We start from the raw sequence: 18,310 nt of genomic DNA, 5'->3' as shown, positions 1-18,310 counted from the left end.
TCAAGAAAAAAATGAACTATTCATTTAGTTTAAATCAAGCTGTAGATTACGCAACAAAAAATAATTATACAGCTATTAATGCAAATAGAGATATAGAAGTAGCTCAAAAAAAGAAGTGGGAGACAACAACTATTGGATTACCTCAAATTAATGCAAATGTTGGTTATCAAAACAATTTTAAAATAGCTACAAATGTGATTAGTTTTAATGGAATACCTGCTACCTTACAATTTGGCCAGTATAACGCCATGGATGCAAAAATTACATTAAGTCAATTAATCTTTGACGGTTCCTATTTAGTAGGTTTAGAATCAGCTAAAACATATTTAAAGATTTCGCAGCATGCTAAAGTTAAAACAGAACAAGAAATACGAGAAATAACTACAAAAGCCTATGGAGATGTTTTGTTAGCCCAAGAAAGTATCATGATTGTAGAACGAAACAAAGTTATACTTGAAAAAACATTAAATGATACAAAACAAATATATAAAAACGGCTTTGTTGAAGAAGAATCAGTAGAGCGTTTACAAATTACATTATCAGAAATTAATAGCTCCTTAGATTACGCAAAGCGTATGGAAGTAATAGCAACTAATATGTTAAAACTTTTAATGGGGATTGATATTGATCAGACAATTCAATTAACTGATAAACTAGATACATTAGCATCACAAAATATAGATTTAGCGGTTTTATCACAAACTTTTGATAGTAAAAACTCAGTAGATTATCAGATTAATAATAATCTAGTAGAAGCTAATAGATTGTTGTTAAAATTAGAGAAAAGTAAAGCATTGCCTTCTTTAGGAGCTCAAGTAAATTTTGGGGCTAATACTTTTGGTAATAGTTTTACTATGTTTAATGCCGATCAAAAATGGTATGATTATTCTACCCTTTCAGTTGGGTTAAATATTCCATTATTCAGCTCATTTGGTAGACAGGCTAAAGCACATCAAGCAAAAATAGCATTTGAACAAGCTAAGACTAAATTAGCTGAAACCGAGCAAAAATTAAAACTTCAATATCAAAAAGCAAAGAGTGATTTTGAATATAGTGTAGCACAATATGGTAATGCAAAAAATACCTTGCGTTTATCAGAAAGAATTGAAAATAAGCAAAGTGTTAAATTTAAAGAAGGTTTATCTACTAGTTTTGAATTTACAGAAGCACAGCGTCAGTTATATGGTTCACAACAAGCTTATTTACAATCTATGGTAGATGTTATCACTAAAAGAGCTGCTTTAGAAAAAATATTATTAAAGAACTAAAATTATATACAATCACAAATGAAAAAAATATTTATACTAACCATCAATACATTACTTCTTGTTTCTTGTGGGAGTAAAGAGAAATCAGCGACTATTGATTCCTTAATAGAAAGCAAAAATTTAGTAGAAATAAAAAATAAAAGAGCCAGTCTTCAGGCTGATTTAGCAAAATTAGATGAAGTTTTAGCAACTTTAGAAAAGAAAGTAGACGAAGCATTAGTGCAGACCATTAGTGTAAAGGATACTGTTTTTAATCACTATGTTGAAATTCAAGGAAATGTAGATACGCAACAAAATGTGTTAATTCAACCCGAAATGCCTGGTACTCTTGTTAATTTAAATATAAAAGCAGGTCAATCAGTTGGTAAAGGGCAAATTTTAGGTAGAATAGATGATGCAGGGATGAGTCAACAATTAGCAAGTATTCAAACACAATATGAATTAGCTAAAACTACTTATGAACGTCAAAAACGTTTATGGGATCAAAAAATTGGCTCTGAAATACAATACTTACAAGCACAAACCCAAATGATAAGTTTGTCAAAGTCTATTAATCAAATAAAAGCACAAATTGCAAAAACAATTATCCGCGCTCCATTTAGTGGTGTAATAGATGAAGTATTTGTAGAGAGAGGACAAGTAGTATCAGCTAGTCAGCAAGGTTTAATGCGTATTGTAAATTTAAGTCAAATGTACGTTAGAACAGAAGTGCCAGAAATGTATTTGCCAAGAGTAAAAAGAGGAACATCTGTAGTTGTAAATATAGCATCGATAAACAAAAATAGCATAGGGAAAGTACGTCAAGTAGCAAAAACAATAAACCCTGCTAACAGAAGCTTTACAGTTAAAATAGATGTTCCTAATCCAGATGAATTATTAAGACCTAATCAAGTAGCTAAATTAAAAATTATGGATTATTCAAATCCATCTGTAATAGCTATTCCAACAAATATAATTCAGAAAGATGGAAAAGGTAATAACTATGTTTATAAAGTTGTTACTGGTCAAAAAGGAGATAAAATAGCTGAAAAAGTGGTAGTTAAAATAGGACAAACAGCTAATAATTATACAGAGATTCTTTCTGGTTTAAATCAAAATGATGTAGTAGTTTCAGAAGGAGCAAGTATGATTTCAGAAGGGATGAAATTAACCTTTTAATTTTTAGAATGAGTTATAACAAAATTTAATATTAACTAATTTCCTATTGACCCCTAATAGGAATTCCCCTTTTGGGGTTAGGGGGACCAATATGTCACATAATCAAAAAGAATTTAGTATATCTAGTTGGGCAGTCGATAACAGAGTGACCGTCTATATATTTACCTTAATAGTTGTAATTACAGGTATATATGCCTATATAACTATGCCTCGTGAAGATTTTCCAGAGGTTATAGAAAATAAAATTTATATATCTTCTGTATTTCCTGGAAATTCAGCGAAAGACGTTGAAAAACTGGTAATAAAACCCTTAGAGGATGAAATAAAAAATATTAGTGGTGTCAATAAAGTCACATCTGATTCATATCAAGATTATGGTATGATTGTAGTTGAATTTGATGATAATATTACTACTGATCAGGGTAAAGCCTTGATTAAAGATAAAGTAGATGTTTCTAAAGCGAACGTAAACTGGCCTGTATTAGATAACGGAGGTAAAGTAGAACCCAGTGTATTTAGCTTAAATATTTCAGAAGAAATACCTATTTTAAATATTAATTTGAGAGGGAATTATACAACTCAACAATTAAAAAAATATGGAAAATATCTCGAAGAAGAAATTAAAAGGATTCCAGAAATAAAAAAAGTAGATATATTAGGTGTTGATACTAAAGAAGTTGAGATTGCAATAGATGTCTATAAAATGAATGCCGCTCAAGTTAGCTTTGATGATATAGCAAACGCTGTTAGGTATGAAAATATGTCTCTTTCAGGAGGAAATTTGGTTTCCCAAGGAATTCGTAACAATATTAGAATAACAGGAGAAATAACCAATCCTGTAGAATTAGAAAACATTATTGTAAAAACCTTTGGAGGAGCTGTTTATTTAAAAGATATTGCAACTATTACTTTTAAAGAAAAAGAAAAAACCACTTTTGCAAGAGAAAAAAGAGAAGAAGTTGTAATGCTTAACGTAAAAAAACGTTCTGGGCAAAATATGATTTCAGCTATAGAAAAAGTAAAAGAAGTTATTAATAAAGCAAAAGAAACCGTTTTACCTAAAGATTTAGAAATTAGTTTAACAAATGACCAATCTTCTAAAGTAGAACATAAAGTAGAAGAGCTTTCAAACCATATTATTTTTGGAATAATATTAGTTATGGTTGTTTTAATGTTTACAATGGGATTACGTAATTCATTGTTTGTTGGAGCAGCTATTCCTTTATCAATATTTATAGCTTTTACAATTCTTCAAGGAGTAGGAGTTACTATGAATACGATGGTATTATTTGGTCTTGTAATGGGCTTAGGTATGTTAGTTGATGATGGTATAGTTGTGGTCGATAATGTCTTTGCAAATATGCAAAAAGGAATGCCTCGAGTTCAAGCTTCTAAAATAGGTATTGGAGAAATTGCTTGGCCCGTAATTTCTTCAACTGCAACTACCCTTATGGCCTTTTTACCTTTTGCATTATGGCCTGGTACTATGGGAAAATTTATGATGTATTTTCCATTAACCCTGTCTGTAACATTAGGAGCTTCATTATTTGTAGCTATGGTTACTAATGCTGCTATGACAGGAGGTTCTATGGATATTGTAGACAGAAATATATCTTTTAAATCACTTAAGAATAATACGAAAATATTTTTAATTCTGGGTGTTGTTTTTATAGCCATAGGATATTCTTTTGATGTAAAAATAGCAAAGGCAATAGGACATATTTCATTAATTGCAATTGCATTAATGTGGTTATATTATAAAAAACTATTTCAATGGACTCAGGATTTTCAACATAGTTTCTTTCCTCGAATGGAAGAAAGATACAAAGAAATGTTGGCAAACATTTTAACAGGAAAAAGAGCATGGAAAGCATTTGGAATAATTGTGATGATGTTATTTTTCTCTTTTATATTAGTAGGTGTTTTTCCAAGAAAAGTACTTTTCTTCCCTAATAACACTCCTAATCAGGTAATAGCATATATTGAATACCCACAAGGGACCTCTATTGATAAGACTAATAGAGCTACAGATTATGTTGAAAAACAAATTTTATCTGTTTTAGATAAGTATGTAGACTCAGATACCAAAGAAAATTACCTTGCTAATTCAGTTATTGCACAAGTTGGGGTAGGAGCTACTAACCCTCAAATAGATCTTGGAGTACAGTCAGAAACACCACATAAAGGAAAAGTAACAATTAATTTTTCTGAGTTTAAATTTAGAAGAGGGGTTAATACTTCTGATGTAATGGAAGAAATTAGATTAAAAATCAGAACAATTCCAGGAGCTTCAGTAACAGTTGAAAAAGATGCAGCAGGACCACCTGCTGGTTATCCTATTAGTATAGAATTAACAGGTACTGATTATGATTTGATGTTAAAAGAAGCAGATAAAATGATTGCCTTTTTAAACACAAAAAATATACCTGGAGTTGAAAAACTAAAAGTAGATATAAACAAAGAAAGTCCAGAGTTATCTGTTAAAATTGATAGAGTGAATGCTGGAAGTTTAGGAGCTTCTACAGGTATGACTGGTTTTACTCTTCGTCGTGCTGTATACGGTCAAGAAATTTCAACATACAAAGAAGGAGATGATAAATATAATATAGTAATGCGCTTACAAGATGAACAACGTAAAAATGAGAGCACATTATTTAACCAACCTTTAACTTATAGAAATCCTAATACAGGGCAGATTATGCAAGTTCCTATTGCTGCTGTATCAAATGTTGAAAAAACAAAGACATATAATCAAATTAAAAGAAAAAATTATAGACGTATTATGACTGTTTACTCTAATATTCTAACAGGGTATAACGGAAATGAAATTACAAAAGTAATAGCAAATGAGTTAAAGAACTATAAACTTCCAAGTGATATAACTTATGGTTTTTCTGGAGTACAGGAAGAACAAGGTAAAAATCAAAACTTTTTGTTCTTTGCCCTATTCTTAGCTTTAGCAGGTATTACAACTATTATTGTTTTACAATTTAATTCTATTTCTAAAACTTTAGTAATTATGTTTACTGTCTTATTAAGTTTTAGTGGTGTTTTTTATGGTTATGTAATTGCTCGAATGGATTTTGTTGTGCTTATGACCATGATGGGGATTATTTCGTTAGCAGGTATTGTTGTGAAAAATGGTATTGTATTAATGGACTTTTTTGTATTACTAATGGATAAAAAAGTAGAAGATAACGGATTAGAAACTCATGATGATTTGACATTAGAACAAATAAAAGAGGTTATTATAGAGTCAGGAAAATCTCGTTTACGTCCTGTATTGTTAACCGCATTAACCGCTGTATTAGGATTGATACCATTAGCAATTGGATTAAATTTTGATTTCTTTGGATTAATTACAGATCTCAATCCGCACTTGTATATGGGAGGGGATAATGTAATTTTCTGGGGACCTCTTGCTTGGACTATTATTTTTGGTTTGACTTATGCAACTGTCTTAACATTAGTAATGGTGCCCGTAATGTTTTATTTAGTTAAACGTATTAAATACTGGTTAAGAGATAAAAAATTAAAAAGTGAATTAAAATAAAATAAAAAAGACTGTCTCAAAAGTTTATTTTCTATTGGGTTATTTTTTAAAACAGGAATCTTTTAAGATTTAATTTTACCAAATTAGGAATATAAAGAATTTTGAGATAGTCTTCTAAAACAAATTGTTGTTTTTATATAAGTTTTTTAAACTAAAGTTTTTTTAATTCTTAATAATTTTACTTAAATCAAACATAGGCGCATACATAGAAATCATAATTACCCCTACAACAATTCCAATGATGATAATTAGTAAAGGTTCAAGGATAACACCAATCATTTTAGTTTGGTGGTTAATTTCCTCATTGTATTGTTCTGTTAATTTTTCAAACATTGAATCGAGTTGATTAACTTGTTCCGACACTTCTATCATAGAAACCAACTTATTTTCAAAAATGTGATGTTTTCTTAAGCTCTCACTTAAGGATGCTCCTTTTGTTATATCATTTTTTATACTATCAATAGCACTTGCAATAGGATAGTAATCAACCATTTTTTGAGTTAAACTCAAGGAATTTAATAAAGTAGTTTTTGATGTTATGAGTAAACTCATTGCTTGACAGAAACGAGATAAATAGATTTTTTGAATTAAATTACCAAAATAAGGTGTTTTGATAATGATATTTGCAGTAGTTGCCTTGTAATTATTGTTGTTTTTAAGTGAATAATGAAGGATTGTTGAAAATACTAGGAGTAAGATAAAACCTGTAAAAAATTTCTCAGAATTGTGAGATAAACTGATGATCAATTGCGTACTTTTAGGTAATTCATTACCAAATTGACGAAATACAGAACTGAACATTGGAACCACTTTATTAAGCATAAAATAAAGTACTAGAAAAGTTACAATCAATACGATTATGGGATACGTAAGTACTGAAATTATTTGCCGCTTCATTTGGATTTTTCTATTAAAATATTTTTGAAGCTCAACTAAAACATCTTCTAATTTTTTTGTTTCCTCACCAATTTGCACACTATAAAATTCGTAAGTTGAAAACTGATTTGCTTCTTTCATAGACTCATAAATACTTTTACCTTCACTCACTTTATTTTTTATACTTTTTATGAGTTCTTTTTCAAGTTGATTTGTTGATTGATTGCTCAATATTTCTAATGATTTTTTAAAATCTACTCCAGATTTTAGTAATAAAGCTAATTCTCGATAAAAGTTTTCTTTCTTTTTATCTGAAAATTTTTTTCTAAAAAAAATGTAAAATTGATCTGACTCAACTTACTATCATTAGCTTTAGTTTTATTATAGGTATTTAGATCTAAACTCATTTCTAAAATTTCTTTTCTATTAGTTGATTAGGAAATAGTTGTTTGTAAAAAGCTAATTTTACGGGTATACTATCTGAGTTGATTTGTATTTTTAGCTTTTGAAAGACTAAATGCTCTGATTTGCTTTTTACTGTATCCATTTGATAATGCAACGGTTGGATATAAAAGGTGTCTATGAAATCTTTATTAAATCGGATTATTTTGCTTTCTTCAAACAGATAATCTAGCTGTTCTCCTGTGTAATTATTAAAGTGTAAACGATTATCTGTAAGATTTAAGTGGTCTGAATCAAAAATATCTTTATTTATAGAATAGGTAAGCCTATTTAAATCATTCGTTTTTAAGTTCTGTCTTTTGTAATCTAATAATCTATCAGAAATAATGTTGAAAATTACAAAAGTAATGCTTATGATTATTGAAGCTATAACCATTGCGATTATAGCTTCAATAATCGAAAAAGCATTTAATTTATTGATCTTCATTTTGTAAGAGATAAAAATTTTGTTTTAATTTAAACTTGCTACTGTCTTTAAAGTTTATCTTTACCTTTTTAAGATTTTTATCCATGTAACTAAATTCTATTTGGAAAGTATCAAGTGTTACTATAGAATCCTCATTTAATTGTAACTCATAAAAGAGTTCATTCATTTGGTTTTGTGTACAGTAAAATTTAGGTGATGTTTTTGGAGTAAATACCATTGACAAAACTAAGGTTGTGGCATACAAGCTTATAGAAATAATACAAAGTGCAATTACGGACTCTAATAAAGAGGTAGCCTTAATACAGCTATTTAACTTTTTTAATAATTCCATATGACGTAGTGGTATTATTGAATAAAGGAACTCCTATATAATAGGAAGGTTTTTTATAAAGATTTATTGTTGCGTTTCCTATCAGATTATCATAAATAGCAGATTGTGTTTGATGAAATACTTTGTTAGCATAAAGAGAGCCATATAAGGTAGCTTGAAAATCGACTTTGCCTGTGCAGTATATATCACCAATAATGAGTGTGTTTTTATGAACAGAAATACTATTTTTACTAATATCTTCTAATTGATTTCCAAAGAGGATAATAGAACCTAATATTTTAGAGTTCTCTTTAATCGTTATAGAAGATTCGGCAGGGACTTCGTTTTTTATACAAACTACAGACGGATAGGTAAGGAATACATTTGATTCAATAATTATTTTATTTGAAGCAAAGGCTTGGAGCGTACCTTTGAAACCTTTACAAAGCGTTATTTTTGGAGCCATAAGTATTACATCCTCTAACGTGTTATTAGCTTCTATTCTGATTGAATCTTTGTTCGTTAAAATCAGATTACCCTTGTAGGTTGCTCCAGTAATTGTAGATGGAACATTCACTTCTTTAGTTGTTGATACGAATGAGTTGTAATAGTATTTTTTGTTATCTTGATCAAATGAATTTAACGTTGTTTTTATTGTTTTTTGATTGTTAAATAAAGTATTAAACTGTGATTGGAGTGGAGGTAAATTGAATGAAGATAGTCTTTTTTTTTCGTTTATTTTTAAATTACTAGGTTGGTTAATTAGGTAAGCTGTTTCAATGTTAGGTGAAGGAATTGCGCAATCCCCATCAATGAAAACATTACCTGTATAAGATAGTTTTTGACTAAAATTGGAGACATATAAAGCTGTTTTGTTTTTTGTATAGCTTCCAACAAGATGAGTGGAGCTAACCGTATCGTTTTTAAAAATAGATTGAGCGCTTAATACAGTAAAAAGACCGTGGACTTGTGTGTGAAAGGAATGTTGGTAAATTATTGGTTCATCGACTTCATAAACCTCATTTTTTAGTTTTTCTCCTAGAGCAAAATTAACTAAAGATTGGTTTTGGATAAGTAAATTTTCTTTTAAATTGTAATGTTGATTTAATAAAGTATACAGGTTGTTGAAATAAAGTAGTGCCCCACAAATAATGGAAATAAGTAAACAAATATAAATAGCATAAAGCAGGCTATGGGCTTTTACGTTCATTTGATTTTGCTTTAGCGAATTTAGAAAACAATCTTTTAAAAAAACTTACTTTTTTAGATACATCAGTATCTTTATTGTTTTTTTCTCTTTTACTTTTCTTTTCTTGAGTTATCACTACCTCTCCATTTTTATATTTTAATGTGTCTTTCTTTTCATAGTTAATCCATACACCATTTTTTACATTTTTTTGAAGGTACCTATTTCTATAACGTTTCCCTCTGTATTGTAGTAGATTGATTTGCCTCTTTTTAATCCCTTACTCCATTTTGAAACAGTGGCAAGTTTTCCATTTTCATACCAAGTTTTCCAAGTGCCCACTCGTAACCCCTTTTTAAATGTGCCTTGTTCTGCTAGTTGATTACTGTGATAAAACTTTTTGTATTCACCCTGAAGTAATTCACCTGCAATACCTGACTGAGTGGTATGTATCGTGCCGCCTTTAAACCAAACATAATCTTTGTTGAGTTTAGGAGTAATCTCTTTTTTAGGGTATAAAATTCATAACGAAAATCTTTATCAGAAATTCTTTTTATGTTAAAAGGGATTTCTTGTAAAGAGAGGAAGCTAATTAGGATAGATATGATAGATATTTTTTAAAAAGCATGTTTAAAGATATTTTATCTAGAAATGAATGCAAAAATACAAACTTGGGTTGTATTATTTGTACTTAAATACTTACTTTTGCAAAAAAATAAATATGTGGGGTAAGTTATTAAGGTCTTTATTCTTATTGTTAAGTTTTTCATCTATAGCCCAGACCATTACAGATATTCAAATACAAAACGCAAGAGCTACGGGTTATGCTATAATAGCGGCAAAAAATCCTGGAGTTAGATTTTCTGTTATGGTGATTCCATGGGATAAAGAGAAGACTCTTGAGCAGAATGCTAATAATCAAATTAATCCTTATTGGCATGCACAGTGTGCCGTTAAAGGGAACTATTTTGACCAGCCTTTTGACGGAGCCAATTTTTCAGCTTATAGTTCTGTAGTAACGAGTCAAGAAGAATTTGATTTGTATAAAAGTACTGGAACACAATGGTGGATTGTTTGTTCTACTTTACCTGCTTTTAGTGTAGGTGCAGGTGAGTCTTTTTCAACTGCGTATACCATAACATCTTATTCACCTTTATTAACCTTAAAAAGAGATACGAATACTGGTGGATATATTCAAGGAATTCAGTCTAAATTAGCCGATGGTACTAATAATTGGTATTTTGGAAATTGGGATGCAGATAAATGGGTAGTTTCTAAAGGTGATTATTCAAAGCCATTATTTATGATTCGAGATAATGGAAATATTGGAATAGGTTCAAATGATTTTTTTCAAAAATTAAATATTAATGGAGGAATTGGTTTTACTAATTTTAATTCTTTCGATAAAAAGTTATACTCGCCGGATGATGGGACTTTAGAATGGATGACACATGATTGGGCAGCGATGCCAGCTTTTGCTGTTAGCCATCAAGGGAATAAAAGAATATTGTTGTCAGTTAAAGGAAACTCTTATATTAATACAAATGGGAATGTAGGTATAGGAACAGCCACACCATTAGCAACTTTGGATGTAAATGGTAATGGAATTTTTAATCAAAGAGATTCAGATTATACTCATATTAGATTAGGACATAATATTAATGATAATATTATTTCTGATAATTCAAGCTCAAAATATTATGGAGGGGGCTATTTTTTTAGAGTTCATAATGAAACAATACCACATAAATATATAGACGCTTTGTTTCTAGGAGAAAATGGTAATATTGGAGTCGGAGCTAAAGCATTGAACCATAAATTTGAGGTGAGTGGAAATGCTTCTATAAATGGAATATTATTTGTTCAAGGTGCTGACTTAAAATTAGGAATGGGAGATGGAAGAGATCAAGGGACTCTAGTTGAACAAAGAGCACTAGTTCATGGTAGTACTGATCAGTTGTGGGTTAACTATGGTGGTGATTTTGAGGGAGGAACTAAAATAGGTAACGGAATAATTCTAAAAAATAGTGGGGATTCTGCTTTTCAAGGTAAGATAGAAGCCAAAGAGCTTAAAGTGACCACAACGCCTACGGCTGACTTTGTTTTTGATGAAAGATATGATTTGCCAAAGCTCGAAACCGTTGAAAAACATATTAAGGAGAAAAAACACTTACCTGAAGTTGCATCAGCAAAAGAAATGGAAAAGAATGGTGTAAATGTTGGTGATTTTCAAATCAAACTTTTACAAAAAATAGAAGAGCTGACATTATATGTTATTGAACAGAATAAAAAGATACAAGCATTGCAAACCGAAATAAAAGAATTAAAAAAATAAATGGATTTAAATACTATAAAAACTAAACTTTCATTTTTAAAAGGATATCTTTCACAGTCAAATTACTTAAATTTTATTTTACTAATTCTAGCCGTTTTAAGCTGTTTTTTAATCCTATTTTTCAACACCTTTTTGTTACCCAAGAGGTGGTTTATGTTGATAACGTAAAACTATTTGATGGTTTCAATATGACTAAAGAGATGAAACAAATAGGAGAGAAAGATTTTAATAAAAAAGAAAGGTCCTAGATTCTTTATATTTTTTAATACAATCTCCAACTATTCAAAAAAATCATAAAGAACAACTTTTAAAGACTTTTATACCACTAAAAGAGGAGTTTGAAAATTTCAACCAAAGTTTTGGTCAAACAGAATCCGCTAAGATTTGGAAAAGAATAGACTCTTATATTAAGGAATATTCGAAAGAAAAAGGATATAAAATGGTTTTAGGTTCTTTTAATGGTGACCGAACAGTCCTTTATAGTGATGAATCTATAAATATAACACCTGAGTTAATAACTTATATAAATAAAAGATATGAAGGTAAAAAATAATGTAAATATAATTTTTGTCTTTCTAGCTTTATTTGTTATTTCTTGTGATAAGAAGAAGAATAGTAACGATATTGAAATTAGAACTCGGTATTTCAATTTAGAAAATCAAGGTTGGAAATCAAAGAATATAATTCAGAATATTGAGGGTACTTTATTTTCAGCTACTGAAGTGCCCATACAATATTATCTTTTAAAAAATAAGGGCACTGTAAATCTTAAAGAAGTAGATTCTATTTATGAAAAAAATAAATTTGAGAGAATAATTGAGTTTCAATTTCAGGATGAAGAAGAAAAAAATTTACTGGAAGGTAAAGATAAAAAGACACAAATAGTAGATGAAGATTTAGTCAAGTATCTTTCATTTGATATACAAAAAGATTTTGTGGTGGTGAATCAAAAAAGAGATACTATACCTTGTTCAGGAGTTTTATATGAAAGAACTTATAAAATAACGCCATATAATAAAATATTACTTTTCTTTTCAGGAATAAATCCAAATGACAGGATACAATTAATATATAAAGACAATTTATTCCTAAAAGGAAATATAAAATTTCAATTTAAAGAAAATTACACTCCTATAGCCTTATGATGATTAAATCGATTAGAGAAAGTAGAGTCACCAAAGTTTTTGTTTGGTATTTGATGATTTTGTTTTTTTTAGAATCCACAAACTCATTAAGCATTTACGCTTTAACCAATGGTCCTAAACAACCTGAATTTGAATCATTCACTCCTATTAGTGCATCAGAAATGGTTGACTTATCTAGTGGTGATCTAAATTATAATATTCCTATTATGGATGTAGGAGGTTACCCTATTAATTTAGCTTATAATACTGGTATTACAATGGATCAAGAAGCTTCTTGGGTAGGTCTAGGATGGGATTTGAGCGCAGGTCAAATTGCTCGAAATATGCGAGGTATTCCAGATGATTTTAATGGAGATGGAATTACCTATGAAAACAGTATGAAAGATAACATAACTGTTGGGGGAAATTTTAATATGTTTTTATCTCCATTTGGTTTTGCTGAAAACGGAGATCCTAATTCAGGTCTTAAAGTTAATACTGGAATTGACGTTAAATATAATAATTATGACGGTGTTACTTTTTCTTGTAGTAAAGGAATTTCTTATGCGGCTCATAATGGTATGACGGTTGGTGTTCAAATGAATTCTTCAATTGACGAAGGGGTCTCTATTTCACCGTCTATTTCTTATAGTCATAAAATTAATAACACTCATGACAAGGATAACTCTTTAGGCGCTAGTCTTGGCTGTACATATAACAGTCGTAAAGGTATGGAAAACATGTCGTTATCTATTTCTTCTAGTAGAAAAGGTGATGATAGTTTTAAAAAAGATAAAAATAAAAATGAAATTGCAGGTTCACGAAGACATAACTCTTCCTCAAACACCTTATTTGGGAGTAGTTACTCTTTTGTAAACAGCTCGTATACACCTACTAAGCGGCTAGGAATGAGAACCTCTAGTTATGATTTTAATTTCAACTTAGAGACATCGCTTTGGGGTTTAGATCCAGGTTTTAAAATTGGCGGGTATAAAACGGTACAAGGCTTGCGTGATTCTGAAAAGTACAAAACGATGCGCAGTTTTGGTTATGAGAATACACATAGAGCCAGTATAGTGGATGTTTTAGATTTTAATAGAGAAAAAGATAGAACTATAACGCCATATGCTACCTTGCTACCGCAAACTAATTATACGTATGATCAATACAGTATACAAGGTCACGGAGTTTCAGGAAGTTTTAGACCCTTTAGAGGCAAGGTAGGTTTTGTTCATGATAACTTTGTAGCTGACGTTAGTGAAGCCTTTAACTTGGGGCTAGAAGTAGGTCCTGGTGCCAGTACACATATAGGATTTAACGAGCGTAGTATCGATGCGTATAGTTATACTAGGCTATGGCGCAATAATGCCTTGTCGCGTTTTGCGATTGATAAAAGCAATGAGCTTGACTTTGAAGAGGTTTATTTTAAGGGATTAGGTTCTCTAAGTGTTGACAAAGATAAAAAATTATTTGAGGAACATTTGGGGTCTTATAAAGCTATTCGTTTTAACCTTACTGGTGAGGAAATGGACAGAAATATCTCTTCAGAGTACTATTGTTTTGATGGTTACGGGAGGGTGAATAATATCACCTCTTCCACAAGTGTTTTAGCTAGAAATAGTAGGGTTAGACGAAACCAGGCCATACAAAAAATTACGGGAGAGGAAGTTGCTAAATACGGCTATGCGGAAACAAGAAATCCATATGCAAAAAAACACCATACGGCTCAGTACAGAGTCACAAATGTAGGAGGAGAATGTTATGTATATGGTAAAGCACTTTATAATATTACAAAAAAGAAACGTCATTTGATATGAGTGGAGGCACTCCTGACTGCAATAGTGGATTAATTGACTATTTACCAGGTTCAGATAACTCAGCTTCAAATTCTAGAGATGGTGATCAGTATTTTAACAGAATTACTACACCTGCATATGCACACACCTATCTGTTAACTTCAATATTATCTTCAGATTATCAAGATTTAAAAAATGATGGTGCTACTGATGACGATTTAGGTAGTTATACTAAGATAGAGTATGCTAATCCTAACCTTAACACCTATAAGTGGCGTATTCCTTATGGTAAAAACAAAGCTAATTTTGATGCCGGTTTATTTTCGCACCCTAAAGATGATAAGGCCAGTTATACTTATGGAGAAAAAGAATTAGCTTATGTAAAAAAAATAGAAACGAAAACCCATGTCGCAATTTTTGAAATTTCACAACGAAAAGATAATTATGGGGTTTTAGATGAAAATGGAGGCTTTAATTCTGAGTCAATGTCTTATAAGTTGGATAAGATAAAGTTGTATTCAAAGGCAGAATATAACAAAGATGGAGATAATGCAATCCCAATTAAAATTGCTCATTTTGAATATGATTACTCTTTGTGTCCAGGGGTAGAAAATAATTCGGGATCTAAAAAACTAGATGCTAATGAAATCGAAAATCAAGGCGGTAAATTAACCCTAAAAAAGTATTTTTTACTTATAGAAATTCTAATATGGGTGAATTTACTCCATATTCGTTTGAATACGCTAATAATAAAAGTTACGACATGCGCTCTTATGACATGTGGTCAAATTATAAAAAATCGAATGACGGAATTGAATGTAATCCAATTACTAGTCCATTAACCAATGCTGAATTCGGTTATGTAGAACAGAACCAAGCCAAAGCTGATGAAAATACTTCAGCGTGGACATTAAATAGAGTCCATTTACCTTCAGGTGGGGTTATTCAAGTAGCTTACGAAAGTGATGATTATAGATATGTTCAGAATAAGGAGGCTATGCAAATGTTTAAAGTTATTGGCTGTGGCGATGATACTTTCAGAAATACCCTTTTTAAACCTACGCTCACTTCATCTAAATATATCTATGTACAGTTAGACAAACCCGTAACGAATGAGGATGAATTTAGGAACAAATACATCCGTAATTTGATTAATCAACCCTTGTATTTTAGATTTTTACTCAATATGAGTAACCCTAATCCTTTACCTGGTGCTACTACTGATCAGAAATACGACTTTGTTACTGGCTATGCAATGTTATCCGGACAATTTAAAGTAAATAGTAGTAACCCAAGCATTGTAGCTATTGGTTTAAAAAAACAAGACTTAAACGTGTCTAAAGATGATGATGACGGTGTTAACCCCATTACAAAAGCAGGATACTTTTTTGGCAGAAATAATCTTCACAAATTAGTTTTTAGCTTGACTAATAATATGGATAACACAGGTGTGAAAGATATAATTATCAATTTGTTAGGAACTTTAGCTACTCAAAACGATATTTTTAGTAGTCCTAATCGTAAGTTAAAAAATAATGATATTGCATCATCATTTATTCCTAACAAATCGTGGGTTCGATTAATGCATCCTGACAATAAAAAGCTAGGTGGAGGATGTCGTGTAAAAGAAATACGTTTATATGATAACTGGGATGTAATGACCAAAAATGACAATAATGATAATTATTCTCAATTCTATGGACAACAATATAGTTATAAAGATAAAGAAGGCTTTTCGAGTGGCGTGGCCAGCTATGAACCTCTTGGGTCTAAAGAAAATCCATTAATTACACCTATTTGGGATGAAAATAACCCTGGAGCTTTATTAAGTCCTGAAGAACAACAAAATTATACTGAGGGACCTGTAGGTGAATCTTTTTTTCCTTCCCCTAGAATTACTTACAGTAGAGTTGAAGTGAAAAATTTGCCTAGAGAAGAAAAACGCGATGCCGTTGCCTATCAAGTAAAAAAACATGCAACGGGGAAAGTAGTTACCGAATTTTTTACAACTAAAGATTATCCTACAACAGTGAGCTTTACGCCCATAGCTTCACAATATGATAAGACTCCAGTTTTAGCTAGTTTACTTAGTATAGAAACTAAAGATCATTTGACCTTATCACAAGGCTTTACGGTGCATACTAATGATATGGATGGCAAAATGAAATCGCAAAGAGTATATCCTGAAGGTGATTCGCAGGCCATTTCAGGCATGGACTATATTTATTACAATAATGATACTGCTACTGTAAATAGTCAAGAAGGGTTATTAAATAACCAAGTAACTACCATTGACAAAAATGGTACCATTGGATCAAATATAGTGGGTGTTGATTATGATGTTGTCAATGATTTTAGAGAAAATGCAACTATAACAGAAAATACAGGTATTGCTTTTAATACAGAAGGTTTACCATTAGCTATTGTTTATATAATAGTTCCAACTCCTATACCCTCTTACTCGCGTCATGAAACCGTTCTTAAAACGGCTGCTACAACTAAAGTGATTCATTCGTCAGGGATTTTAAGAGAGACTATAGCCTATGATTTAGGCTCGACAGTTTCAACTAAAAATTTAGCCTTTGATGCTGAAACAGGAGAGGTCTTGGTTACCCAAACAGTCAATGAATATAATGACAATTATTATACGCTAAATTACCCTGCTTATTGGAATTATAAAACCATGGGGCAAGCCATCACTAATTTGAATATTAGTTGTAATGTAGCCCTACTAAATGGCTCTAAAGACAATTATACTTTTACTCGAAACTTGAATGCTAGTAAGTTTTTAGTAGATGGCGACCTAGTTTTTGTGAATTGTAAAACAATTAATGATCCTGATAGTTACCCAGAATCTTTTAAAGCATGGGTAGTGAATGTTAAAGAAAATGGTAGTTTTGACCTAATTGATAGTAAAGGGATAAAAATAAACGATACGCGTTTACTTACTGGAAGCATAAAGGTAATTCAATCTGCTTACAAAAATCTTCAAACAAGCAGCATGGCTAGCGTAACCTCAATGATTAATCCTTTAGCCACTGGAAGAACAAACTTGACTGGAATATTTGATTCAGATTCTTGGGGTGCCTATCGTATTATCAATGCCTCGGCGATTGAGTATAGTAATGTTTGGCCAGGGCCTTGTGAATCAGGGATGCCCTTAGTAAGTTATGATAGTAATAACAATATGGAGTTTGAATATAATAAAAAATATAATCAAAACCAAAACCCTGTAGATAGAAGAAAACGAACCTATAATCCGTATTTATATAATATACTAGGAAACTGGAGAGCTAACAAATCGTATGCGTATCTAACAGGAAGAAACACAGCAGCCACAAAAACCACACCTAGAATATCGGGTTATTTTAATGATTTTCATCCTTTTTATCAATGGGATATCAAAAATAATAAATGGGTGATCAATAGAGAAAAATGGCAATATGCCTCTGAAGTTAGTTTGTACAACAACCATGGGCAAGAAATAGAAAATAAAGATGCCTTAGAGCGACATTCTGCTGCACTATTTGGATATAATTACAAACTTCCTCTCGCGGTAGGCTCGAACACTAAGTACAGTGAATTAGGTTTTGACAATTTTGAAGATTATGATCAGGATAACAAAGCACTGGATACTAAATCGCATTTTAATTTTCAAAATGCCTTAAAGGAAAATGTCAACTACATTTCTAGTAAACATTCGCATTCTGGCAGAAAGAGTTTAAGAGTAGCTCCTATAGCTACTGCCAAAATAGAAAGAAAGATCAAGACGTGTAGCTCGATTAGCACAATTAAGAAATAAGTCAAAATAGTAA

At 30.8% G+C, this 18,310-nt stretch carries 13 protein-coding genes; 8 read left to right on the top strand and 5 right to left on the bottom strand.

What is annotated here, in order from left to right; genetic code table 11:
• Nucleotides 1-11 precede the first annotated feature (11 nt).
• From JJC03_RS03930 to JJC03_RS03920, 3 genes are all read left to right on the top strand, one after another.
• A complete protein-coding gene (locus tag JJC03_RS03930; protein ID WP_258932191.1) occupies nucleotides 12-1,268 on the top strand; it encodes a TolC family protein in 1,257 nt (418 codons plus the stop codon).
• 18 nt (nucleotides 1,269-1,286) lie between these two features.
• On the top strand, nucleotides 1,287-2,426 hold the full coding sequence (locus tag JJC03_RS03925; RefSeq protein ID WP_088397344.1) for an efflux RND transporter periplasmic adaptor subunit: 1,140 nt from the start codon (nucleotides 1,287-1,289) through the stop codon (nucleotides 2,424-2,426).
• 91 nt (nucleotides 2,427-2,517) lie between these two features.
• On the top strand, nucleotides 2,518-5,979 hold the full coding sequence (locus JJC03_RS03920) for an efflux RND transporter permease subunit (protein WP_235874038.1): 3,462 nt from the start codon (nucleotides 2,518-2,520) through the stop codon (nucleotides 5,977-5,979).
• Nucleotides 5,980-6,141: 162 nt separating this feature from the next.
• Here the strand turns inward: JJC03_RS03920 and JJC03_RS03915 are convergent, their stop codons facing one another.
• From JJC03_RS03915 to JJC03_RS19080, 5 genes are all read right to left on the bottom strand, one after another.
• On the bottom strand, nucleotides 6,142-7,089 hold the full coding sequence (locus tag JJC03_RS03915; RefSeq protein WP_258932578.1) for a type II secretion system F family protein: 948 nt from the start codon (nucleotides 7,087-7,089) through the stop codon (nucleotides 6,142-6,144).
• Nucleotides 7,090-7,264: 175 nt separating this feature from the next.
• Nucleotides 7,265-7,744 carry a hypothetical protein gene (locus JJC03_RS03910; RefSeq protein WP_088444187.1) on the bottom strand — a complete coding sequence of 160 codons (480 nt, stop codon included), beginning with the start codon at nucleotides 7,742-7,744 and terminating at the stop codon, nucleotides 7,265-7,267.
• Nucleotides 7,731-8,075, bottom strand: coding sequence for a hypothetical protein (locus JJC03_RS03905; RefSeq protein ID WP_088444186.1), 345 nt, complete (start codon nucleotides 8,073-8,075; stop codon nucleotides 7,731-7,733). The genes JJC03_RS03910 and JJC03_RS03905 overlap by 14 nt, the downstream gene beginning before the upstream one ends.
• Nucleotides 8,050-9,264: a hypothetical protein gene (locus JJC03_RS03900; protein WP_088397339.1), complete on the bottom strand. Its 1,215-nt coding sequence runs from the start codon at nucleotides 9,262-9,264 to the stop codon at nucleotides 8,050-8,052. Before JJC03_RS03900 ends, JJC03_RS03905 begins: the two co-directional genes overlap by 26 nt.
• A 177-nt stretch (nucleotides 9,265-9,441) precedes the next feature.
• Nucleotides 9,442-9,672 carry a toxin-antitoxin system YwqK family antitoxin gene (locus JJC03_RS19080; RefSeq protein ID WP_374226258.1) on the bottom strand — a complete coding sequence of 77 codons (231 nt, stop codon included), beginning with the start codon at nucleotides 9,670-9,672 and terminating at the stop codon, nucleotides 9,442-9,444.
• A 289-nt stretch (nucleotides 9,673-9,961) separates the two neighbouring features.
• On the opposite strand from JJC03_RS19080, the gene JJC03_RS17345 reads away from it, so the two are divergent.
• The 5 genes from JJC03_RS17345 (at nucleotide 9,962) to JJC03_RS03865 (ending at nucleotide 18,297) form a co-directional block, all read left to right on the top strand.
• Complete coding sequence (locus tag JJC03_RS17345) at nucleotides 9,962-11,575, top strand: hypothetical protein (RefSeq protein WP_258932186.1); 1,614 nt, start codon at nucleotides 9,962-9,964, stop codon at nucleotides 11,573-11,575.
• Between the two features lie 265 nt (nucleotides 11,576-11,840).
• Nucleotides 11,841-12,128, top strand: coding sequence for an OmpH family outer membrane protein (locus JJC03_RS03880; protein WP_235874335.1), 288 nt, complete (start codon nucleotides 11,841-11,843; stop codon nucleotides 12,126-12,128).
• Nucleotides 12,112-12,720, top strand: a complete 609-nt coding sequence (locus tag JJC03_RS03875) for a hypothetical protein (protein ID WP_088397336.1) — start codon at nucleotides 12,112-12,114, stop codon at nucleotides 12,718-12,720. The genes JJC03_RS03880 and JJC03_RS03875 overlap by 17 nt, the downstream gene beginning before the upstream one ends.
• Complete coding sequence (locus JJC03_RS03870; RefSeq protein ID WP_235874036.1) at nucleotides 12,717-14,516, top strand: hypothetical protein; 1,800 nt, start codon at nucleotides 12,717-12,719, stop codon at nucleotides 14,514-14,516. Before JJC03_RS03875 ends, JJC03_RS03870 begins: the two co-directional genes overlap by 4 nt.
• 688 nt (nucleotides 14,517-15,204) lie before the next feature.
• The gene (locus JJC03_RS03865) at nucleotides 15,205-18,297 is read left to right on the top strand and encodes a hypothetical protein (protein WP_235874035.1); all 3,093 of its coding nucleotides are present in this window, start codon (nucleotides 15,205-15,207) and stop codon (nucleotides 18,295-18,297) included.
• The last annotated feature ends 13 nt before the right edge of the window (nucleotides 18,298-18,310 follow it).

This window comes from Flavobacterium oreochromis, assembly GCF_019565455.1.
GTDB classification, from domain to species: domain Bacteria; phylum Bacteroidota; class Bacteroidia; order Flavobacteriales; family Flavobacteriaceae; genus Flavobacterium; species Flavobacterium oreochromis.
This window is presented reverse-complemented; position numbering and strand designations above follow the sequence as displayed.

What these genes read in the sequence shown, in the direction of transcription:
- JJC03_RS17345 (WP_258932186.1), top strand. Translation starts at nt 9,962, where the DNA reads ATGTGGGGTAAGTTATTAAGGTCTTTATTCTTATTGTTAAGTTTTTCA.
- JJC03_RS03865 (WP_235874035.1), top strand. Translation starts at nt 15,205, where the DNA reads ATGGGTGAATTTACTCCATATTCGTTTGAATACGCTAATAATAAAAGT.
- JJC03_RS03930 (WP_258932191.1), top strand. Translation starts at nt 12, where the DNA reads ATGAACTATTCATTTAGTTTAAATCAAGCTGTAGATTACGCAACAAAA.
- JJC03_RS03870 (WP_235874036.1), top strand. Translation starts at nt 12,717, where the DNA reads ATGATGATTAAATCGATTAGAGAAAGTAGAGTCACCAAAGTTTTTGTT.
- JJC03_RS03900 (WP_088397339.1), bottom strand. Translation starts at nt 9,264, where the DNA reads ATGAACGTAAAAGCCCATAGCCTGCTTTATGCTATTTATATTTGTTTA.
- JJC03_RS03925 (WP_088397344.1), top strand. Translation starts at nt 1,287, where the DNA reads ATGAAAAAAATATTTATACTAACCATCAATACATTACTTCTTGTTTCT.
- JJC03_RS03920 (WP_235874038.1), top strand. Translation starts at nt 2,518, where the DNA reads ATGTCACATAATCAAAAAGAATTTAGTATATCTAGTTGGGCAGTCGAT.
- JJC03_RS03905 (WP_088444186.1), bottom strand. Translation starts at nt 8,075, where the DNA reads ATGGAATTATTAAAAAAGTTAAATAGCTGTATTAAGGCTACCTCTTTA.
- JJC03_RS03910 (WP_088444187.1), bottom strand. Translation starts at nt 7,744, where the DNA reads ATGAAGATCAATAAATTAAATGCTTTTTCGATTATTGAAGCTATAATC.
- JJC03_RS03875 (WP_088397336.1), top strand. Translation starts at nt 12,112, where the DNA reads ATGAAGGTAAAAAATAATGTAAATATAATTTTTGTCTTTCTAGCTTTA.